Origin of the sequence: Rhizobium sp. CFBP 13726, from assembly GCF_014841925.1 — a bacterium.
Taxonomy (GTDB): domain Bacteria; phylum Pseudomonadota; class Alphaproteobacteria; order Rhizobiales; family Rhizobiaceae; genus Neorhizobium; species Neorhizobium soli.
This window is the reverse complement of sequence record NZ_JACYUU010000003.1, coordinates 243,333-261,002: the sequence shown is the minus strand read 5'-3', so window position 1 is coordinate 261,002 and position 17,670 is coordinate 243,333. Positions and strand designations below refer to the sequence as shown.

15 protein-coding genes and 1 pseudogene are annotated in these 17,670 nt (G+C 62.8%); 10 read left to right on the top strand and 6 right to left on the bottom strand.

The genetic code is table 11. The annotated features are described in order from the left end of the window. The first annotated feature begins 17 nt into the window (after window positions 1–17). The 3 genes from IFT66_RS15290 (at window position 18) to IFT66_RS15280 (ending at window position 3,839) form a co-directional block, all read left to right on the top strand. Window positions 18–1,604 carry an aromatic amino acid lyase gene (locus IFT66_RS15290; protein WP_192078138.1) on the top strand — a complete coding sequence of 529 codons (1,587 nt, stop codon included), beginning with the start codon at window positions 18–20 and terminating at the stop codon, window positions 1,602–1,604. Window positions 1,605–1,699: 95 nt separating this feature from the next. Continuing rightward, window positions 1,700–3,067 carry a hypothetical protein gene (locus IFT66_RS15285; RefSeq protein WP_192078137.1) on the top strand — a complete coding sequence of 456 codons (1,368 nt, stop codon included), beginning with the start codon at window positions 1,700–1,702 and terminating at the stop codon, window positions 3,065–3,067. Then, window positions 3,054–3,839, top strand: a complete 786-nt coding sequence (locus tag IFT66_RS15280; protein ID WP_062578808.1) for an ATP-dependent Clp protease proteolytic subunit — start codon at window positions 3,054–3,056, stop codon at window positions 3,837–3,839. Before IFT66_RS15285 ends, IFT66_RS15280 begins: the two co-directional genes overlap by 14 nt. Here IFT66_RS15280 and IFT66_RS15275 read toward each other — a convergent pair. After that, window positions 3,836–5,104 (bottom strand): MFS transporter, encoded by a 1,269-nt coding sequence (locus IFT66_RS15275; protein ID WP_192078136.1) that lies wholly within the window; start codon window positions 5,102–5,104, stop codon window positions 3,836–3,838. The genes IFT66_RS15280 and IFT66_RS15275 overlap by 4 nt on opposite strands. Window positions 5,105–5,201: 97 nt before the next feature. On the opposite strand from IFT66_RS15275, the gene IFT66_RS15270 reads away from it, so the two are divergent. Then, entirely contained in the window at window positions 5,202–6,074 is an 873-nt protein-coding gene (locus tag IFT66_RS15270; RefSeq protein WP_062578806.1) for a LysR family transcriptional regulator, read from the top strand. 9 nt (window positions 6,075–6,083) lie between these two features. Here IFT66_RS15270 and IFT66_RS15265 read toward each other — a convergent pair. Then, window positions 6,084–6,446 (bottom strand): annotated as a pseudogene (locus tag IFT66_RS15265) (glyoxalase superfamily protein); the annotation flags it as partial. A 146-nt stretch (window positions 6,447–6,592) separates the two neighbouring features. Between IFT66_RS15265 and coaBC the strand changes: the two are divergent. Further along, entirely contained in the window at window positions 6,593–7,798 is a 1,206-nt protein-coding gene (gene coaBC / locus IFT66_RS15260) for a bifunctional phosphopantothenoylcysteine decarboxylase/phosphopantothenate--cysteine ligase CoaBC (RefSeq protein ID WP_192078283.1), read from the top strand. Window positions 7,799–7,801: 3 nt separating this feature from the next. Here the strand turns inward: coaBC and IFT66_RS15255 are convergent, their stop codons facing one another. After that, the gene (locus IFT66_RS15255; protein ID WP_113166959.1) at window positions 7,802–8,620 is read right to left on the bottom strand and encodes a class II glutamine amidotransferase; all 819 of its coding nucleotides are present in this window, start codon (window positions 8,618–8,620) and stop codon (window positions 7,802–7,804) included. 192 nt (window positions 8,621–8,812) lie between these two features. Between IFT66_RS15255 and otsB the strand changes: the two genes are divergently transcribed. From otsB to IFT66_RS15235, 4 genes are all read left to right on the top strand, one after another. Beyond that, entirely contained in the window at window positions 8,813–9,610 is a 798-nt protein-coding gene (gene otsB, locus IFT66_RS15250; protein ID WP_184654184.1) for a trehalose-phosphatase, read from the top strand. 35 nt (window positions 9,611–9,645) lie between these two features. Beyond that, window positions 9,646–11,025, top strand: coding sequence for an alpha,alpha-trehalose-phosphate synthase (UDP-forming) (gene otsA / locus IFT66_RS15245; RefSeq protein WP_062454049.1), 1,380 nt, complete (start codon window positions 9,646–9,648; stop codon window positions 11,023–11,025). Window positions 11,026–11,178: 153 nt separating this feature from the next. Further along, a complete protein-coding gene (locus IFT66_RS15240; protein WP_192078135.1) occupies window positions 11,179–12,117 on the top strand; it encodes a threonine/serine dehydratase in 939 nt (312 codons plus the stop codon). Between the two features lie 49 nt (window positions 12,118–12,166). Then, window positions 12,167–12,751, top strand: coding sequence for an IMPACT family protein (locus IFT66_RS15235; RefSeq protein ID WP_192078134.1), 585 nt, complete (start codon window positions 12,167–12,169; stop codon window positions 12,749–12,751). A 2-nt stretch (window positions 12,752–12,753) separates the two neighbouring features. On the opposite strand, the gene IFT66_RS15230 is transcribed toward IFT66_RS15235, so the two are convergent. Continuing rightward, window positions 12,754–14,334 (bottom strand): peptide chain release factor 3, encoded by a 1,581-nt coding sequence (locus IFT66_RS15230; protein ID WP_174195496.1) that lies wholly within the window; start codon window positions 14,332–14,334, stop codon window positions 12,754–12,756. A gap of 90 nt (window positions 14,335–14,424) precedes the next feature. Here IFT66_RS15230 and dut point away from each other — a divergent pair, with 90 nt between their 5' ends. Continuing rightward, window positions 14,425–14,895: a dUTP diphosphatase gene (gene dut / locus IFT66_RS15225; RefSeq protein WP_184654187.1), complete on the top strand. Its 471-nt coding sequence runs from the start codon at window positions 14,425–14,427 to the stop codon at window positions 14,893–14,895. Window positions 14,896–14,931: 36 nt separating this feature from the next. Here dut and IFT66_RS15220 read toward each other — a convergent pair whose 3' ends face one another. Continuing rightward, entirely contained in the window at window positions 14,932–16,464 is a 1,533-nt protein-coding gene (locus IFT66_RS15220) for a YifB family Mg chelatase-like AAA ATPase (protein WP_192078133.1), read from the bottom strand. A gap of 171 nt (window positions 16,465–16,635) precedes the next feature. Further along, on the bottom strand, window positions 16,636–17,586 hold the full coding sequence (gene gshB / locus IFT66_RS15215; RefSeq protein WP_192078132.1) for a glutathione synthase: 951 nt from the start codon (window positions 17,584–17,586) through the stop codon (window positions 16,636–16,638). Window positions 17,587–17,670: the final 84 nt, after the last annotated feature.

Genomic DNA, 17,670 nt, shown 5'->3' with positions numbered 1-17,670 from the left:
GGGCAAAAAGGAATGCCATGTCCGCCGCACCCAAAAACCCAGACCGCATCACAATCGAACTCACCGGCCAGCCGATCGGCTTTGCCGAGCTGATCAAGATCGGCCGTGGCGAAGTAACCGTGACAGCCAGTGCCGAAGGGCTTGCCCGTGTCGCTGCGGCGCGGTTGGTGCTGGAAAGCACGATTGCCGAGGGCACGCCCGTCTATGGCGCGACGACCGGCGTTGGTGCGATGAAGGACGTCGCGTGGTCGCCGGAAGAGCTGGACGCTTTCAATATCGGGCTCGTCCGGGCCCATCACTTCGGCACCGGCGAACCGTTTCCGATCTGCGTCGTGCGCAATGCGATGGCGTTGCGCGTCAACACGGCGCTGACGGGCTATGTGGGTTGCTCGACCGAACTGGTTCAGGCCTATCTCGATCTGCTGCAGGCCGACGTCATTCCGGTCGTGCGGCGCACCGGCTCGATCGGCTGCGCCGATATCGGTCTGATGGGGCAGATCGGTGCTGTCCTGACCGGCGTCGGCGAGGCAATGTTCGAGGGACGCCGCCTGCCCGCAGCGGAAGCCTTTGCGGCGGCAGGCATCGCGCCGATGAAAATGGCGCCGCGCGACAGCCTTGCCTCGCTCAGCGTCAATTCCGTCAGCTTTGCGGCCGCCGCCGGCGCGACGCGCACGGCCGCCTGCGCCATCCGAACGCTGCTTGCCACAGGCATGGCCGCTTCCGGTGCGATGGGCGGATCCCGCGACCCGTGGATTGCCGTCACCCATGTGGGCACGCCACGCGAGGCGATGATCGGCAAATGGCTGTGCAACGCGTCCGAAGGCTGGGACTGGCCGAAGGCAACGCAAATCCAGGACCCGTTGAGCCTGCGTATGATCGCGCAGGTGTTCGGCACGGTGTTTGAAAGCGTGCTGACCGCCGGCCACAAGATACTGGCGGCGACGGGCCGCTCCGACGACAACCCCGTGATCGTCGACGGCCGGGTTCTGACGTCAGGCGGTTCGCTGCCGCTCGACGTTACGGTGCTCCTGGAATCGGCATCGCTGACGATGGCGCATGCGGCACGCAATGCCTTCAACCGCTGCGTTCTTCTTGGAAACGGCCAGCGCCGCGATCTGCCGGTCAATCTGGTTCCGCATGGTGTGATCGCGACCGGCTTCGGCCCAATCATCAAGCTGGCCGGGGAAATCTTCTCACGCGTGCTGTCGATGACCAACCCGGTTTCGGCTCAGTCGCTGGTGGTGGCCGGCGGTATGGAAGACGAGGCAGCCTTCCTGCCGCTGGTGATCGAACGGTTCGAGCGACAGGTTCAGGCGCTGCAGCGACTGGCAGCGCTGGAAGCGTTGCTGGCAGCCCAGGCCATGGATATCCATGGCGACGAGCCGGGCGGTGCGGTCAAGCTGATCTACGATGCCGTACGCCGCCATGCAGCCTTCTACACGGTCGATCGGCCGCTTTCGGCGGAGGTTGAGGCGATCGAGGCGGAACTCGCGTCGGAGGCCTTCCTGACGGAGTTGATCGCCATCTCGCCGATCCATGCGATCGACGGTTTCTTCGCGCTTGGTGGCTTCGGCATGCAGGGCGTGCAGCCCACGCAACCGTGAGCGTAATACGCCTTTATTCCGCCGGTTTCTTCAGACTTTCTTAAAGGAATATAGTCCTTTCGCGTGCCCCCCAGGTGGCCATTTGGAGTTTGCCCATGGCGCTTGGCGCTTCCCGACGGCTGCAGGACGGCGTCGTTGCCGTCGAAACGATGACGCGATTTGCGCTGGCAGTGCTGGCGCTGGCATCGGGCGTCTATACCTATCTCGGTGCCCGCACCATTCTCGACGGGTCGCCGACGGCGGTGTTCTTTGCCGCGATCATCTATTCCGTGTCGGTGTCGGTCGGCATCTATGCCTTCTGGTCCTACATGGCGCGGTTCTATCCGCATGTCACATCGCGGACCGGGCGCACGGCAATGCTGGCAGTGATGGCCGCAGGTGCCGTGATGATCATGGCGATGTCGAGCTGGCTGAACGCTGCGGCACTTGCCGGTTCGTCCGCCGTCGAACAGCACCTTTCCGAAACCGTGGAAGCCTATACGGCCGATCTCGACCGCGCGCACCAGAACGCGATCGCCGCGCAGAGCCTGCTGCCGGATATCCAGCGCGCCGGTGAGCGGTTCTCGCAGCTTGCCGGTGTCGAGCGCCAGTCCGGCTCGCTGACCGGCACCACCGGCTCCGGCAGCGTGGTGCAGTTGCTCACCCAGATGTCGGCCCAGATGAAATCGCTGGAAGGCAATATCAACGGGTCGCGCGAACAGGTGGCCGATCTTTTCGAACAGGGCCAGAAGCGGCTTGAGGCGATGCGCGGGCTGGTCTCGGCGCCGGGCGATATCGGACCTCGCGCCGACCAGTTCTCAACCGAAGCCGTGGCGCTGACGGGGGTCGTGTCCTCGCTCTCGCAGACCTCGATCGCGCCGTCGATCCGTCGTGCGGCAGACGATCTGGCGATCGGCTTTATTGCGCCGGTGCCGGATGGCGCCGCGCCCGACCTCGTCAACCGCCAGAACCAGGTAATGGAGACGGTGAAGGCTTCGGTGAGCGCGCAATCCAAGGCGCTGGCCAAGGCTGCCGACGAGATCCTGTCGCGTCCGACTGTCGGAGAACGGCGCTTCGTGCCGCTTTCGCCGGCCGGCGCCGTTCTGGAATATGCCGGCGACTTTATTCCCGCCTGGGCCGGCGCGATCTCCATCGACCTTCTGCCGGGTGTGATGGTGTTCATCCTGGCCGTCGTGCATGGCGCGATCCGGAGACAGGAGGACCCGCTTCCGTTTGCCGAGCGCATTACCGCTGCCGAGCTTTTGCAGGCGCTCGAAGTCCAGCGCGCCGTCAGCGCCAGCGGCATGAGCGTGGAACAGGCGACCGCTGCCATGGAAAAGCCCGTGACATCCGAGGAGGACGCCCGATTGGCCGAGCGGAAGGCGGACGAGGTGAAGGCCGAAGAAGCAAAGGCCGACGAGAATACCAATATCACCAGTCTCGATCCGAAAACGCGCCGGGACCGCAGCCATGAGGATCGGTGAGGCAATCCGCCGGCTCGACGACGGTGTCATCCTGCGCGGCGTGTTTTATTTGATGCTCGGCATTTCCGGCATTTTCCTCGTGACCGACATTCGCGAGATCGCGACTGCAAAGCCCGAGAGCCCGGGGTACGATCCGATGCGCGAGACGGATCCCGTGCTGCCACCGGCGCTGACCGAGGGGCGACCGGCAGCGCCGCCCGTCGAGCCTTCAAGCCCGGCAGACGTGCTGCGCAAGGCGATGACCTTCAACCTGACGACGGGTGGCATTCTGAAGGCTGAAGGAGCGATCGAGCCGGGTGCTGCCGAGCGCTTTGCGACCGAGATTGAAGCCCGCGGCGAATATGTGAAGACGGTGTCGCTCAACTCCCCCGGCGGCTCGGTGGGCGACGCGATCGCCATGTCGAAGCTGATCCGAGAGAAGAAGCTGGCCACGCTTGTGGTGACCAAGGGGCTCTGTGCTTCCTCCTGCCCGATCGTGTTTGCCGGTGGTGTCACGCGGGTGGCCCAAAAGGATGCGGTGATCGGCGTGCACCAGGTGTTCAACGGCGGCCGCAACAGGCCGAGCGCCGACGAGGCGATGTCCGGCGCACAGGCGACCACGGCGCGCGTCTCGCGGCATCTGGAGGAAATGGGGATCGGCTCCGGCCTGTGGCTGCACGCACTGGAGACCCCGCCGGACCGACTGTACTATCTGACGCCGAAGGAAATGACGGATTTCAAACTGACGACCTCGCCGGCTCCCGCCGTCAACGCGTCCGCCAAGAAGAGCTAGCTTCGCCGCATCATGCGGCGCGACAGCACTGCTGCCGCGAGGGCGAGCGCCAGCATCGTGCCGGTAAAGGCCGATACGGCCCACCAGCCATCGGCGCTCCAGAAGTGGCCGCCCACCGAGCCGGCGACGCTCGAGCCCAGATAATATCCCAGAAGATAGAGCGAGGAGGCGTGTCCCTTGGTGCCTTTCGCCATGCGGCCGACCAAAGCACTTGCCACCGAATGGGCGATGAAGAAGCCGGAGGTGAGCAGGACGATGCCGAGAATGATCAGCGGCAGCGGCGTGGCGAGTGTGATGACGACGCCTGTAAATGCCAGGACGATGCCGGTGAGCATGACGGCGAAATGGCCGAAGCGATCTCCGAGGAGACCGGCGGCCCAGGAAGCGACGATGCCGAACAGATAGACCGTGAAGATCAGCCCGAGCTCCGTCTGGTCGAGGCTGTAGGGTGCGTCCACAAGCCGGAAGCCGATGTAATTGTAGATGGTGACGAACGCGCCCATCAGCAGGAAGCCGATGGCAAACAGGAGTGCCAGTGCCGGATGGTTCAGGTGACCGAGCCAGGCATCGACATGATAGCGCAGGTTGGATTTGCGCGGCACGAAGTTGCGCGATGGCGGCAGGAGAACGAGAAAGCCGATGGCGGCGACGATGCCGAGCGCGCCCATGCCGACAAGCGCCAGACGCCAGGAGAAATATTCGGCCAGAACCCCGGTGACGACACGCCCAGCCATGCCGCCAAAGGCGTTGCCGGCGATATAGAGACCCATCGCGGCGCCAAGACCTTTCGGATCGACTTCCTCCGACAGATAGGCCATCGCGACCGCCGGAACGCCGCCGAGCAACAGGCCTTCCAGCGCACGAATGATCAGAAGCAGGTTCCAATTGGGCATGGCGGCGCAGGCGATGGTGCAGATCGAGGCGCCGAGCAGGGACACGAACATCAGGCTGCGGCGGCCGAACCGCTCCGAAACGGCGGCGGCGCAAAAGATGGCGACCGCCAGAAAGCCCGTCGACAGCGACAGGGACAGCGAGCTTGCCGCCGGACTGACGCCGAAATCACGCGCGAAGATCGGCATGAGCGGCTGGACGCAGTAGAGCAGCGCAAAGGTTGAAAAGCCGGACATGAAGAAGGCGAGACTTGCCCTCCGGTAGGCCGGCGTGCCGCGGACGAGATAGAGCTTCTCCCCCTCCCCCGCCTCTGCAAGAGCTTGACCGTTCGGTGCCGCGGACAGATCGGCAGTGATGGATGCGGAGGCGGGCATGGGGAATTCGACCTTTCAGGTCCATCAAAGGTAGCCAGTCGGTTCCCATTAATCCAATATATGGCGCAGGCGTACTTGATAGGTTTTACAGATACTGATGGAACTGAGGCATATCCGCTATTTCCTCGCCGTCGCCGAGGAGCAGAATTTCACGCGGGCTGCGGCACGGCTTGGTATCGGCCAGCCACCGCTCAGCCAGCAGATCCGCGATCTCGAAACCGAAATCGGTGCAGCGCTTTTTCACCGGGTGCCGCATGGTGCGGAACTGACTGCGGCCGGCGCAGCGTTTCTGCCCGAAGCGCGGGCTTCGCTTGCGGCAGCAGAGGCTGCGAAACTTTCTGCCCGGCGTGCCGCGCGCGGCGAGACAGGAAAGCTGGCACTGGGCTTTACCGCGTCTGCAGCCTTCAACCCGGTCGTAACCGGCGCTATCCGGCGTTTCCGGAGCGAGTGGCCGGGCGTTGCGCTGTCGCTGGCGGAAATGAACAGCAACTGGCTGATCGAGAAACTGGAACGCGGCGAGATCGACGCCGCCTTTATCCGTCCAGGGTTGGAAGACCCGAAGGCGGTGCGGCTGAAACGTCTGGCGGACGAGCCGATGCTGATCGCACTGCCGGCGAACCATGAGCTGGCGACCTTACGGACCGTGCCGATCGCAGCGCTTGCAGGAGAGCCCTTCGTGCTGTTTCCGCGCACGGTGGGTCTCAGCCTGTTCGACGATATCCTCAGCGCCTGCCGCGATGCGGGGTTCGAGCTCAACGTCACCCAGGAAGCGCCGCAGATCCCGTCCGTGGTCAATCTGGTTGCCGCAGGGCTGGGCGTCTCGATCGTCCCGGGCTCCATCACGAAGATCGCCATCGAGGGCGTCGTGTACCGGCCGATCGAGGGGCCGGGACCGGTGGCGCGACTGGGCATCGCCGTGATGAAGGCACAGCGTTCCCCGATCGCGCTCAACCTGTTCGAACTGGTCTAGGCTGACCGGTTAGCCCTTGATCTCGCGTTCGCAGAAGGTGATGCGATTGCTGAAAGGATCCGTCACGGACACCTCCAGACCCCAGGGCGCCTGATGCAGCCCCGGCCGCATATATGGATAGTCCTTGGCATTGAGTTCATCGTGGAGCGCTGCAGCACCGGTGATGGGGACAAACACGCGGGCACCCGGCGAGGCATCGCCCGCATGTTCGGACAGATGCATCAGCATGCCGCTGCGCGATATCTGGCAATAGAGCGGTGCGTCGGGAGCGAACCGATGCTCCCAGTCGACGGTGAAGCTTAAGAACCCGCAATAGAACTCCATCGCCTTGCCGACGTCGAAAATGCGGAAGATCGGGATGGCCGGCTGGATCAGGGTCTGGTTTGAGGCAGGTTCGACCGACTTGAAATCATTCATTGCGACCGCCGTTCATCGGAGTTTCACCACTCTTGCTGCAGGACGATTGCATGTTCAAGAACAAAACCCTAGCTTCCGGTCACTTCGAAAGCGGGCGGGCTATGGAACTCAAAGACAAGCGTATCCTTCTCATCATCTCCGGCGGGATCGCGGCTTACAAGAGCCTCGACCTGATCCGGCGGCTGCGCGAACGCGGCGCCTCGGTGCGGCCGGTCATGACCAGGGCCGCCCAGGAGTTCGTGACGCCGCTTGCCGTCGGGGCATTGTCGGGCGGGCATGTCTATACGGAGATTTTTTCGCGCGAGGACGAGCAGGATGTCGGCCATATCCGGCTGGCGCGCGACGCGGACCTCGTGATCGTCGCACCCGCAAGTGCCGACCTGATGGCAAAGATGGCCCACGGAATGGCGGACGACCTGGCAAGCGCCGTGCTTCTGGCGACCGATCTGCCCGTGCTGGTGGCGCCTGCCATGAACCCGAAAATGTGGTCGGCTCCTCCGACGAAACGCAATGCCGAGACACTGAAGGCTGATGGCATCCATATGATTGGCCCGATGGTCGGCGAGATGGCTGAGAGCAACGAGGCCGGCGCCGGCCGGATGGCAGAGCCGTTGCAAATCGCTGCCGCGGCGATTGCGCTGCTTGATGCTTCGCCGAAACCGCTGGCCGGCAAGACCGCCATCGTGACCTCCGGCCCCACCCATGAGCCGATCGATCCGGTGCGCTACATCGCCAACCGCTCATCCGGCCGTCAGGGCCATGCGATTGCTGCGGCGCTGGCGAAACTCGGTGCCGATGTGACACTCGTTTCAGGCCCGGTGACAATCCCCGATCCCGATGGCGTCACGACGCTGCATGTGGAAACGGCGGCCGAGATGCTCGAGGCCGTGACAAGCCGTCTCCCCGCCGATATCGCCGTCATGGTGGCGGCCGTCGCCGACTGGCGGGTCGCTTCCTCCGCCGACCAGAAGATCAAGAAAATGCCGGGCGAAGCACCGGCTCCGCTGATGCTGACCGAAAACCCCGACATCCTCAAGACCGTTGGGCATCACGACAAGCGCCCCAGACTTGTCGTCGGTTTCGCCGCCGAGACGCAGAATGTGGACGAAAACGGGCGATCGAAGCTTCAGCGCAAGGGTGCAGACCTGATTGTTGCAAACGACGTCTCGCCTGAGACCGGCGTCATGGGCGGCATGCGCAATCAGGTGAAGATCATCAGCGAGACCGCGATCGATGCGTGGCCCGATCTCGGCAAGGACGAGGTTGCGATGCGGCTCGCCGAGCTGATAGCGGCCCGGCTCGCATGAGGATCACGCGGCCTTCGACAGCGCCTGCGGCTGGAAGAGCAACGCCTGCATGCCATCCGGGCAGACCTTGACGGCGCTGCCATCTGGAATTTCCACCCAGGTATCGGCCTCGTCGTTCAAAGGTTCCGACACCAGGCAGTAACCGGTCTTTGATCCATCCGCATCCGACCCCTTGCCTGTCATCGGTGCGGCATAAAGTGTCGGTGGCTTGTGATCCGTGGCATATCGCACCGCATAAAGCTGGCGGCCGTTGGAAAAGCATGCGGTGAAGCGCACGAGTGCCGTGCCAAGCCGTTCCATCGAGATGTCTTCGACGGCGGCGATCGCCTTTTCCATTGCGCCCAAGGGATCGGCATCCATGCCGAACTGCAGCGCCAGCAGGAAGAGAAGCTCGGAATCTGTCGATCCGGTCCGGGCCGAGAACAGTTCGTCCGATAACAGGCTTTCGAGCGGCCGGCGGATCGCTTCGAAGCTCGCGACCTGGCCGTTGTGCATGAAGGACCAGTGGCCATGCACGAAGGGGTGACAGTTGTCGCGCCGTGTTGCGCCCGTCGTTGCGGCGCGAACATGCGCAAGAAACAGTGGCGAGCGGATCTGCCGTGCGATACTGCGCAGATTGCAATCGGACCAAGCCGGAAGGATGTCCCGGTAGCGGCCAGGCTCTGGTCTGTCGCCATACCAAGCGATGCCGAAACCGTCGCCATTGGTGGCGGTCTTTGCGCGTGTCGCACAGTGGGATTGCTCGATCAGGGAATGGGCGGGCGAAGAGACCAGTTCTTCCAGATAAAGCGGTTCGCCCCGATAAGCTGCCCAACGACACATTTGTCTTTCTGCTCCACTCTGTCTGCTTGCAACGCACACAACCGCCGAAAATCAAACGTCTCGAAATAGGGTTAATGAAACATGAATTACCGGCCGAGATGACAGTTTTGTGGCCCCTTCCCCATCACGTTTTGCAACGCAATGTTGCCTCAGCCTGTTGTCGCGGCGGCTTCAAAGCCTAAATGAAGCTGCATGGTTGATGATACAAAATCGAGCGCGGACGCGCATGCCGGCACATCTGACGGCACCGACATTCTGCACGAAGTGCTGAACCAGCCCGGGAAATGGGCAGTTTTCTTCGATATCGACGGCACGCTGATCGACATCGCGGATACGCCTGATGGTATCGTCGTGCCTGACGATCTGGCCGAGAATCTGACCCGGCTTTCCGCGAAACTGAGCGGCGCCGTGGCGCTGGTGACGGGTCGGGCTCTGCCCTACGCCGATCAGCTCTTCAAGCCGCATGTCTTTCCGATTGCCGGCCTGCACGGGGCGGAAAGACGATCGATGTCGGGAGCGATCGAGCGGGTAACGCCAGGTCCTGATTTCGAGGCGCTGAAAGCAAGCCTTGCCGAGGAAGCAGCAGCCTGGCCGGGCGTTCTTGTCGAGGACAAGGGTCTCGCCGTGGCTGCCCACTACCGACAGGCGCCGACATTCCAGGGGCAAGTCGAGGCGGCGATGGAACGCTATCGCGAGCGGGCAGGATCCGACTTCACTCTGCAGCGGGGGAAGATGGTGGTGGAAATCCGCCCTGCCCGCGCCAGCAAGGGCGATGCGCTACGGGCTTTTCTCAGCGAAGAGCCATTTGCCGGCCGGTTGCCGATCGCGATCGGTGACGATGTAACTGATGAAGCGATGTTCAGGGTTGCCAACAAGCTGGGCGGCCACTCGATCCGGATTTCCGATATCGCGGCCGACACCGTCGCGTCGGCAACATTGGGATCGGCGGCCGAACTGCGCGCGCTGATCGCCAAGCTTGCCGCCGCCTGAACTGATTTGAGAATGCATTTTCGAAAGGAAATATCGTGAGCCGTCTAGTGGTCGTATCGAACCGCGTCACCGTTCCGGACAAGACCGGTGCGGCACCTGCCGGCGGCCTTGCCGTAGCCCTGCAGGCAGCCCTTGAGGAACGCGGCGGCATCTGGATGGGTTGGTCTGGCAATTCCAGCGGCAACGAGGAACCCGGCCCGCTCGAGATGCAGGAGCATGGCGCGATCACCTATGCGCTGACCGATCTCACCGACACCGACGTCGAGGAATATTACCACGGCTTTGCCAACCGGGTGCTCTGGCCGATCTGCCACTACCGGATGGACTTGGCCGAATACGGTCGCAAGGAAATGGCCGGCTATTTCCGGGTGAACCGCTTCTTTGCGCAGAAGCTTGCGCCGCTTCTCAAGGAAGACGACATCATCTGGGTGCATGACTACCACCTGATCCCGCTGGCAGCCGAACTTCGCCAGATGGGCTTCAAGAACAAGATCGGCTTCTTCCTGCATATCCCGTGGCCGCCGGCGGACGTGCTGTTCACCATGCCGGTTCACGAGCAGATCATGCGCGGTCTTTCGCAGTATGACCTGGTCGGTTTCCAGACGGATTTCGATCTGGACAATTTCGGCGGCGGGCTGGTGCGCGAAGGGATCGGCGAGCGGATCGACGGCGGCAAGAAGTTCTCGACCTTCGGGCGCACCTTCAAGGGCGGCGCTTACTCGATTTCGATCGAGACCGAGATCTTTTCCAAATTCGCGATCAAGGCCGAAAAGAACGCGATGGTGCGCAAGGCGCGCCAGAGCGTCGAGGGCAAGGACCTCATCATCGGCGTCGACCGCCTGGATTATTCCAAGGGCATTACCCAGCGTATCGACGCCTTCGAGCAGTTTGTCGCAACCAACCCGGATCACCACAACAAGGTGACCTATCTGCAGATCACGCCGAAATCGCGCTCCGAAGTGCCGGAGTACGAGCAGATGCAGCGCATGGTCGCCGAACAGGCTGGCCGCGTGAACGGGGCGATCGGCACCGTGGACTGGGTGCCAATCCGCTATATCAACAGATCCGTGCCACGCCCGGTACTTGCAGGTCTCTACCGGCTGGCGAAGATCGGCCTCGTGACCCCGCTGCGCGACGGCATGAACCTTGTCGCCAAGGAATATGTGGCGGCACAGGATCCGGAAGATCCGGGCGTGCTGGTGCTTTCGCGCTTTGCCGGAGCGGCCCGCGAGCTGCGCGGCGCGCTGCTGGTCAATCCATACGACATCGAGGGAACGGCGCATGCCATCGCGCGCGGGCTCAGCATGCCGCTCGACGAGCGCAAGCAGCGCTGGCAGATGATGATGGACCACCTGCTGACCTACGACATCAATCGCTGGTGCGACGACTTCCTCAAGGACCTTATCGAGGACTGAGTATCCGCTGGAGCCGCCCCGCAATGACGGGCGGCTTCGGCCTCTATTGAGAGAGGCGGATTGACCGGCCGCCGCCAATGCGCTGAATAGATCCCATTGCCTTTTCATCATTTCGCGGCCTGCGGATTGATGCCAATTCATTTTGAGGTCTCCATGCCGGTCGCAGTCACAGCCGAACATATTGCCGAAGCCGAAACCCTGATCCGTCCGCATATCCGCCGAACCCCGACGATGCGGGTGGACATGCAGGATTTCGGGGCCGAACCATGCCAAGTCGATCTCAAGCTCGAGCAGTTGCAGCATTCCGGTTCGTTCAAAGTCCGCGGCGCCTTTACCAATCTTCTTGGCCGCGAGGTGCAGGCAGCAGGCGTGGTTGCGGCGTCCGGCGGCAATCACGGAGCAGCGGTTGCCTATGCGGCCCACAAGCTCGGTGTGCCCGCGCATATCTTTGTGCCAAGCGTCGCCTCCAAGGCGAAGATAGATCTCATCCGCTCCTACGGGGCAGAGCTCGTGATCGGCGGCGACCGCTATGCGGATGCGCTCGCTGCCAGCGAGGCTTATGTCGCGCAGTCCGGGGCGATGGCCGTGCATGCCTTCGACCAGGCGGAAACGCTGGCGGGACAAGGTACGCTCGGCAAGGAAATCGAGGAAGACCTGCCGCATATCACGACGTTGCTGGTGGCCGTCGGCGGCGGCGGACTGATCGGCGGTATCGCATCCTGGATGCGCGGCCGGGTGAAGATCGTCGCCGTGGAATCCGACCGCGCGCCGACGCTTTACGAAGCCTTCAAGGCCGGCCGGCCCGTGGATGCACCGGCCGGCGGTATCGCGGCCGACTCGCTTGCGCCACGGCAGGTGGGGCAGCTCATGTTTCCGGTGGCCCAGGCATTCATCGAGCCGCCGGTCCTGGTGACCGACGAGGACATTCTGAACGCGCAGAAGGTGCTCTGGTCTGGCGCGCGGCTGGTGACCGAGCCGGGTGGTGCGGCGGCGTTTGCGGCTGTCTTGTCCGGCAAATACCGTCCACATCCGGGTGAGCGCGTCTGCGTGCTGGTCTGCGGATCGAACACGACGGCCGTCGATTTCGGTTGAGCGTGCGCCACACTTCCCTTCGGGATGCGGCAGCGATAATGCTGAGACCATGTTTCAGCTAGAACAGCCGGCCACATTCGAGCAGGTCATCAAGAAAAGCCGCTTTCTGGCGATCGCGCTTCCCGTGGTAAGCGAGGGGGAAGCGAAAGACGCCATTGCTGGGCATAGCGTTGCCGATGCCACTCACAACTGCTGGGCCTGGCGGATTGGATCAGCCTATCGCTTTTCCGATGACGGCGAGCCGAGCGGTACGGCGGGCAAGCCGATCCTTGCCGCCATGGACGGCCAGTCGCTGGACAAGGCTGTCGTCATCGTGACCCGCTGGTTTGGCGGCATTCTGCTCGGTAGCGGTGGTCTGGTGCGCGCCTATGGCGGCACGGCTGCCGCCTGCCTGAGAGCGGGCCCGCTCATCGAATTCAAGCCGTCGGTGCAGGGTGGCGTCAGCATCGAGTTTTCCGACCTCGCAAGAACTAAGGCCAAGCTGCAGTCGATCGAGGATGTGAAGATCACCGAGGAAGTGTTCACGGATACGGGTGCCGAGCTGCGGATCCAGATACCGGAAGCCGAGCAGAACATCATTTCAAGGCTGATCTCCGACCTTACCAGCGGCAGGTCGGAGCTATCGCTGGATTGAAATCACGCCGCCTTGGCGACGTGATATTCCTTGATGGCCACCATCTTGATGGCGGGGAAGCGTTCGGACTCGTAGCGCAGCGAAAACGAGTCCTGCGCCAGGAAGACCGGATCGCCATCGAGGTCGCGGGCGATATCGCCGCGCTTGACGGTCAGGAACTTGTCGAGCTCGGCTGGCTGATCCGACGAGATCCAGCGGCAGACAGAGAAGCGCGACATTTCGAACGAGACCGGCAGCGTATATTCCCCCAACAGCCGCTCTTTGAGAACGTCGAGCTGCAGCGCGCCGACGACGCCGACGATGGCAGGCGAGCCGTCTTCCGGGGAAAACAGCTGCACGACGCCCTCTTCCGCCATCTGCTGCAGGGCTTCCTTCAGCTTCTTCGCCTTCATCGCATCTTCCAGACGCACGCGGCGCAGGATTTCCGGCGAGAAGTTCGGGACGCCTTGGAAGACGAGATTTTCGCCTTCCGTCAGCGTGTCGCCGATACGAAGCGTGCCGTGGTTGGGGATGCCGACGACATCGCCGGCAAAGGCGGTATCGGCGATGTGACGCTGGGAGGCGAAGAAGAACTGCGGCGCCGTGAGGCCCATCTGCTTGCCGGTGCGGGCAAGCCTTGCCTTCATGCCACGCTCCAGCTTGCCCGAGCAGATGCGCGCAAAGGCGATACGGTCGCGGTGGTTCGGATCCATGTTGGCCTGGATCTTGAAGACGAAGGCCGTCATCTTGTCTTCGCTTGCATGCACGGTGCGGATATCGGCGACCTGGTCACGCGGCGGCGGCGCGAAATCGGCCAGTGCCGTGATCAGATCCCGGACGCCGAGATTGCGCAGCGCCGAGCCGAAGAAGACCGGCGTCAGGTGACCCTCGAGAAAGGCCTTTCTGTCAAACGGGCGGCAGGCTTCCCGCGCCAGTTCGACTTCCTCGACGAAAGCCGCGCGTTCGTTTTCCGGCAGGCGGTCGGCGACGGCCTGGGGTCCGTTGACCGAGATCGCGTCCTCGCTGTCTGGACCACGCACCCGGTTATCGGCCAGGTGGTAGGTTCCGCAGAAGCTCTTGGAACGACCGATCGGCCAGGTGATGGGAGCCGTATCCAGCGCCAGCTTTTCCTCGACCTCGTCGAGTACTTCGAAAATGTCGCGGCTTTCGCGGTCCATCTTGTTGATGAAGGTGATGATCGGAATGTCGCGCATGCGGCAGACTTCGAACAGCTTCAGCGTGCGCGGCTCGATGCCCTTGGCGGCATCGATGACCATGATCGCCGCATCGACCGCCGTCAGCGTGCGATAGGTATCGTCCGCGAAGTCTTCGTGGCCGGGTGTATCGAGAATGTTGAAGACCTTGTCGGCATATTCGAACGTCATCACCGACGTCACGACCGAGATGCCGCGTTCGCGTTCGATCTTCATCCAGTCGGACCGCGTCTGGATGCGATCCTTCTTGGCCTTGACCTCACCGGCGAGCTGGATGGCGCCCCCGAACAGAAGCAGCTTTTCCGTCAGCGTTGTCTTGCCCGCGTCCGGATGCGCAATAATCGCGAATGTGCGGCGGCGGGAGACCGCCTCTGCAATGGTTTCGGCCATCTTTTATATCCTGTGAATTGCCGCGGTATCTAGCGACTAAAGCCCGCCATTGCAATTGACCTGCCGCGCTGCGGCGCAAAGTAATGGGCAATGACCATTCAAGCCCCCTCCTCACCCGTCCTCAATGTCCTGCGTCTTCCGCACGGCCAGGACCTGGATCTGCCCGCCTACGAGACATCAGGTGCTGCCGGCATGGACCTGCGTGCCGCCGTGACCGATGGCGAGCCGCTGACCATCGCACCCGGCAAGCGCGCCCTGGTGCCGACCGGCCTCGTGTTCGAAATCCCCGCCGGGTTCGAGGTGCAGATCCGCCCACGTTCGGGGCTTGCGTTCAAGAACGGCATCACGTGCCTCAACACGCCCGGCACGATCGACAGCGACTACCGCGGCGAAGTGAAGGTTTTGCTGATCAATCTGGGAGACGAGGATTTCGTCATTGCCCGCGGCATGCGGATCGCACAGATGGTGTTCGCGCCCGTTGTCCAGGCGCAGGTCGTCGAAGTTTCCGAGGCAAGTGCGACGGCACGCGGCGCCGGCGGGTTCGGATCCACCGGCGTCTGACGTCTGCCGGAATCCTGTGACACCGATCTAGGTCAATCAGGCGGATACCGTGGGGCGCTCCCCGGCCATCCGATACGAGATCGCCTCGGCAAGGTGTATTCTCCCGATACCATCCTTCTCGTCGAGATCGGCCAGCGTCCGCGCCACCCGCAAGACCCGATGATAGCCGCGGGCGGAGAATTTCAGCTTTTCCGCCGCGTCGCGCAACAATTGCAGCCCTCCCGCATCGAGCTCGGCGAACTTCTCGATCATGGCGGTGGAACAGCGCGCGTTGGTGAGAACCGTGTACTGGCCCTCGCCTTCGAAGCGCTCTCTTTGCCTGTCGCGTGCGGCCGCCACCCGCCTTGCCACGCCGGCGCTTGGCTCTGCCGGTGCCGGGCGGATCAGATCGCTTGCGGAGACAGCTGGCACATCGATACGGATATCGATGCGGTCCATCAGCGGGCCGGAGATACGTGCCTGATAATCCGAGGCACAGCGCGGGCCACGGGCGCAGCTATGTCCCGGTTGTCCCGCCATGCCGCAGCGACACGGGTTCATCGCGGCTACGAGCTGGATGCTCGCCGGATAGGAGACCCGGTGGTTGGCCCGGGCGATAACACATTCGCCAGTCTCCAGCGGCTGGCGGAGCGCATCGAGAACCTGGGGCGAGAATTCCGGAAACTCATCCAGGAAAAGGATGCCGTGATGCGCGAGCGAGGCTTCTCCGGGCCTGGCGCGCAGACCGCCGCCGACCAGTGCCGCCATCGTGGCGGAATGATGCGGCATGCGATAGGGCCTCCGGTCCGACAGCTTTCCGCCCGAAAGCTGGCCGGCGATCGAGTGGATCATCGAGACTTCGAGCAGTTCGGTTGCCGAAAGCGGCGGCAATATCGACGGAAGGCGGGCTGCGAGCATGGATTTTCCCGAACCGGGTGGACCGACCATCAGGAGGTTATGACCGCCGGCAGCCGCCACTTCGAGCGCGCGTTTGGCGCTTTCCTGGCCCTTGATATCGACAAGGTCAGGCAGATTGGCGGGCGGTGCGCGCACGGCCGGCTGCGGTCGCGACATGACCTGCGTGCCGCGAAAATGGTTGGCGAGCGCGATCAGGCTGCGTGGTGCAAGAATATCGACGCCGGGGCCTGCCCAGGCCGCTTCAGCGCCACTCTCTGCCGGGCAGATCAGGCCCCTTCCGATTGCGTTGGCGCTGATGGCTGCCGGAAGCGCACCGGCGACGGCTGCAAGCGTTCCATCGAGGTTCAGTTCGCCGATCACCACATAGTCAGCCAGCATGTCGCCTGGAACAGCACCGAGCGCCGCCATCAGGCCCAATGCGATCGCGAGGTCGAAATGGCTGCCTTCCTTGGGCAGGTCCGCCGGGGCGAGATTGACCGTGATCTTCTTCGGCGGCATGGCGAGACCCGAGGCATGCAGTGCTGCCTGGACCCGCTCGCGGCTTTCGGCCACCGCCTTATCGGGCAGGCCGACGATATGCATGCCGATCTTTCCAGGTCCGATCATGACCTGCACATCGACCGGAATGCCTTCAATTCCCTGAAATGCTACCGTTCTGATACGCGCGACCATTCCGACCCGCCCACTTGCAAGCTAAGGTGGGGAAATTCCCGCCTACCGTGCCACAGGTTGAAAGCTCGCACGATTGACGGTGAATTTCAAGAACAGGTAGTGAACAATTTCGCGCATGAGACGAGGACAGCGTGCATCAGGTTGCATAACGAGAACAAATGTGAACGGTTATCAGCTCTGCTTGGCGTCGATTGCATCCCACATCAGGCTCGCGACGTCTGCACCGCCGAATTTCTTGACCTCGCGGATGCCTGTCGGAGAGGTGACGTTGATCTCGGTCATGTAATCGCCGATCACGTCGATGCCGACAAAGATGAAGCCGCGCTCGCGCAGAGCCGGTCCGATACGGGCGCAGATTTCCTTTTCGCGCGGCGTGATATCGGTCGCCTCGGCACGTCCGCCGACATGCATGTTGGAGCGGCTGTCGGTTTCCGAGGGCACGCGGTTGATCGCGCCGACCGGTTCGCCGTCAACGAGAAGAATGCGCTTGTCGCCCTTGCGCACCGCCGGCAGGTAGGCCTGGGCGATATAGGGCTCGCCGCGATACATCTGGCCGAACATTTCCAGAAGCGAGGTAAAGTTGCGATCATCGCGGGCGGAATGAAACACGCCGGCGCCGCCATTGCCGTAAAGCGGCTTCAGGATGATGTCGCCGAGCTCATGGCGGAACTTGGCGATCTCCTCCGGATCACGGGAGATCAGTGTCGGCGGCATCAGGTCGGCGAATTCGGTGACGAAGATCTTTTCCGGCGAGTTGCGCACCCAGGCCGGGTCATTGACCACGAGCGTCTTTGGATGAATGCGCTCCAGCAGATGGGTGGACGTGATGTAGCCCATGTCGAAGGGCGGATCCTGGCGAAGCTGCACGACATCCATCGTCGACAGATCAGTCGGCTGCTTTTCCCCAAGGGTAAAGTGATCGCCCTTGATGTCGCGCACCTGCAGCGGCTCGAGAGCTGCAAAGATGCGTCCGTCGCGCATCGTCAGGCGGTCGGGCGTATAGTGGAACAGCTCGTAACCGCGCGATTGCGCTTCGAGCGCCATGGCGAATGTGGAATCGCCGGCAATGTTGATGCCGGAAATGTGGTCCATCTGAAATGCGACCTTGCGAATTTTCGCCATGACTTCAGCCCCCTAGGATTGGCCCGCCTGATGTAGGACGACGAACCCCGAAAGGCAACCTTGGCCCGGATAATCAGCAGGACC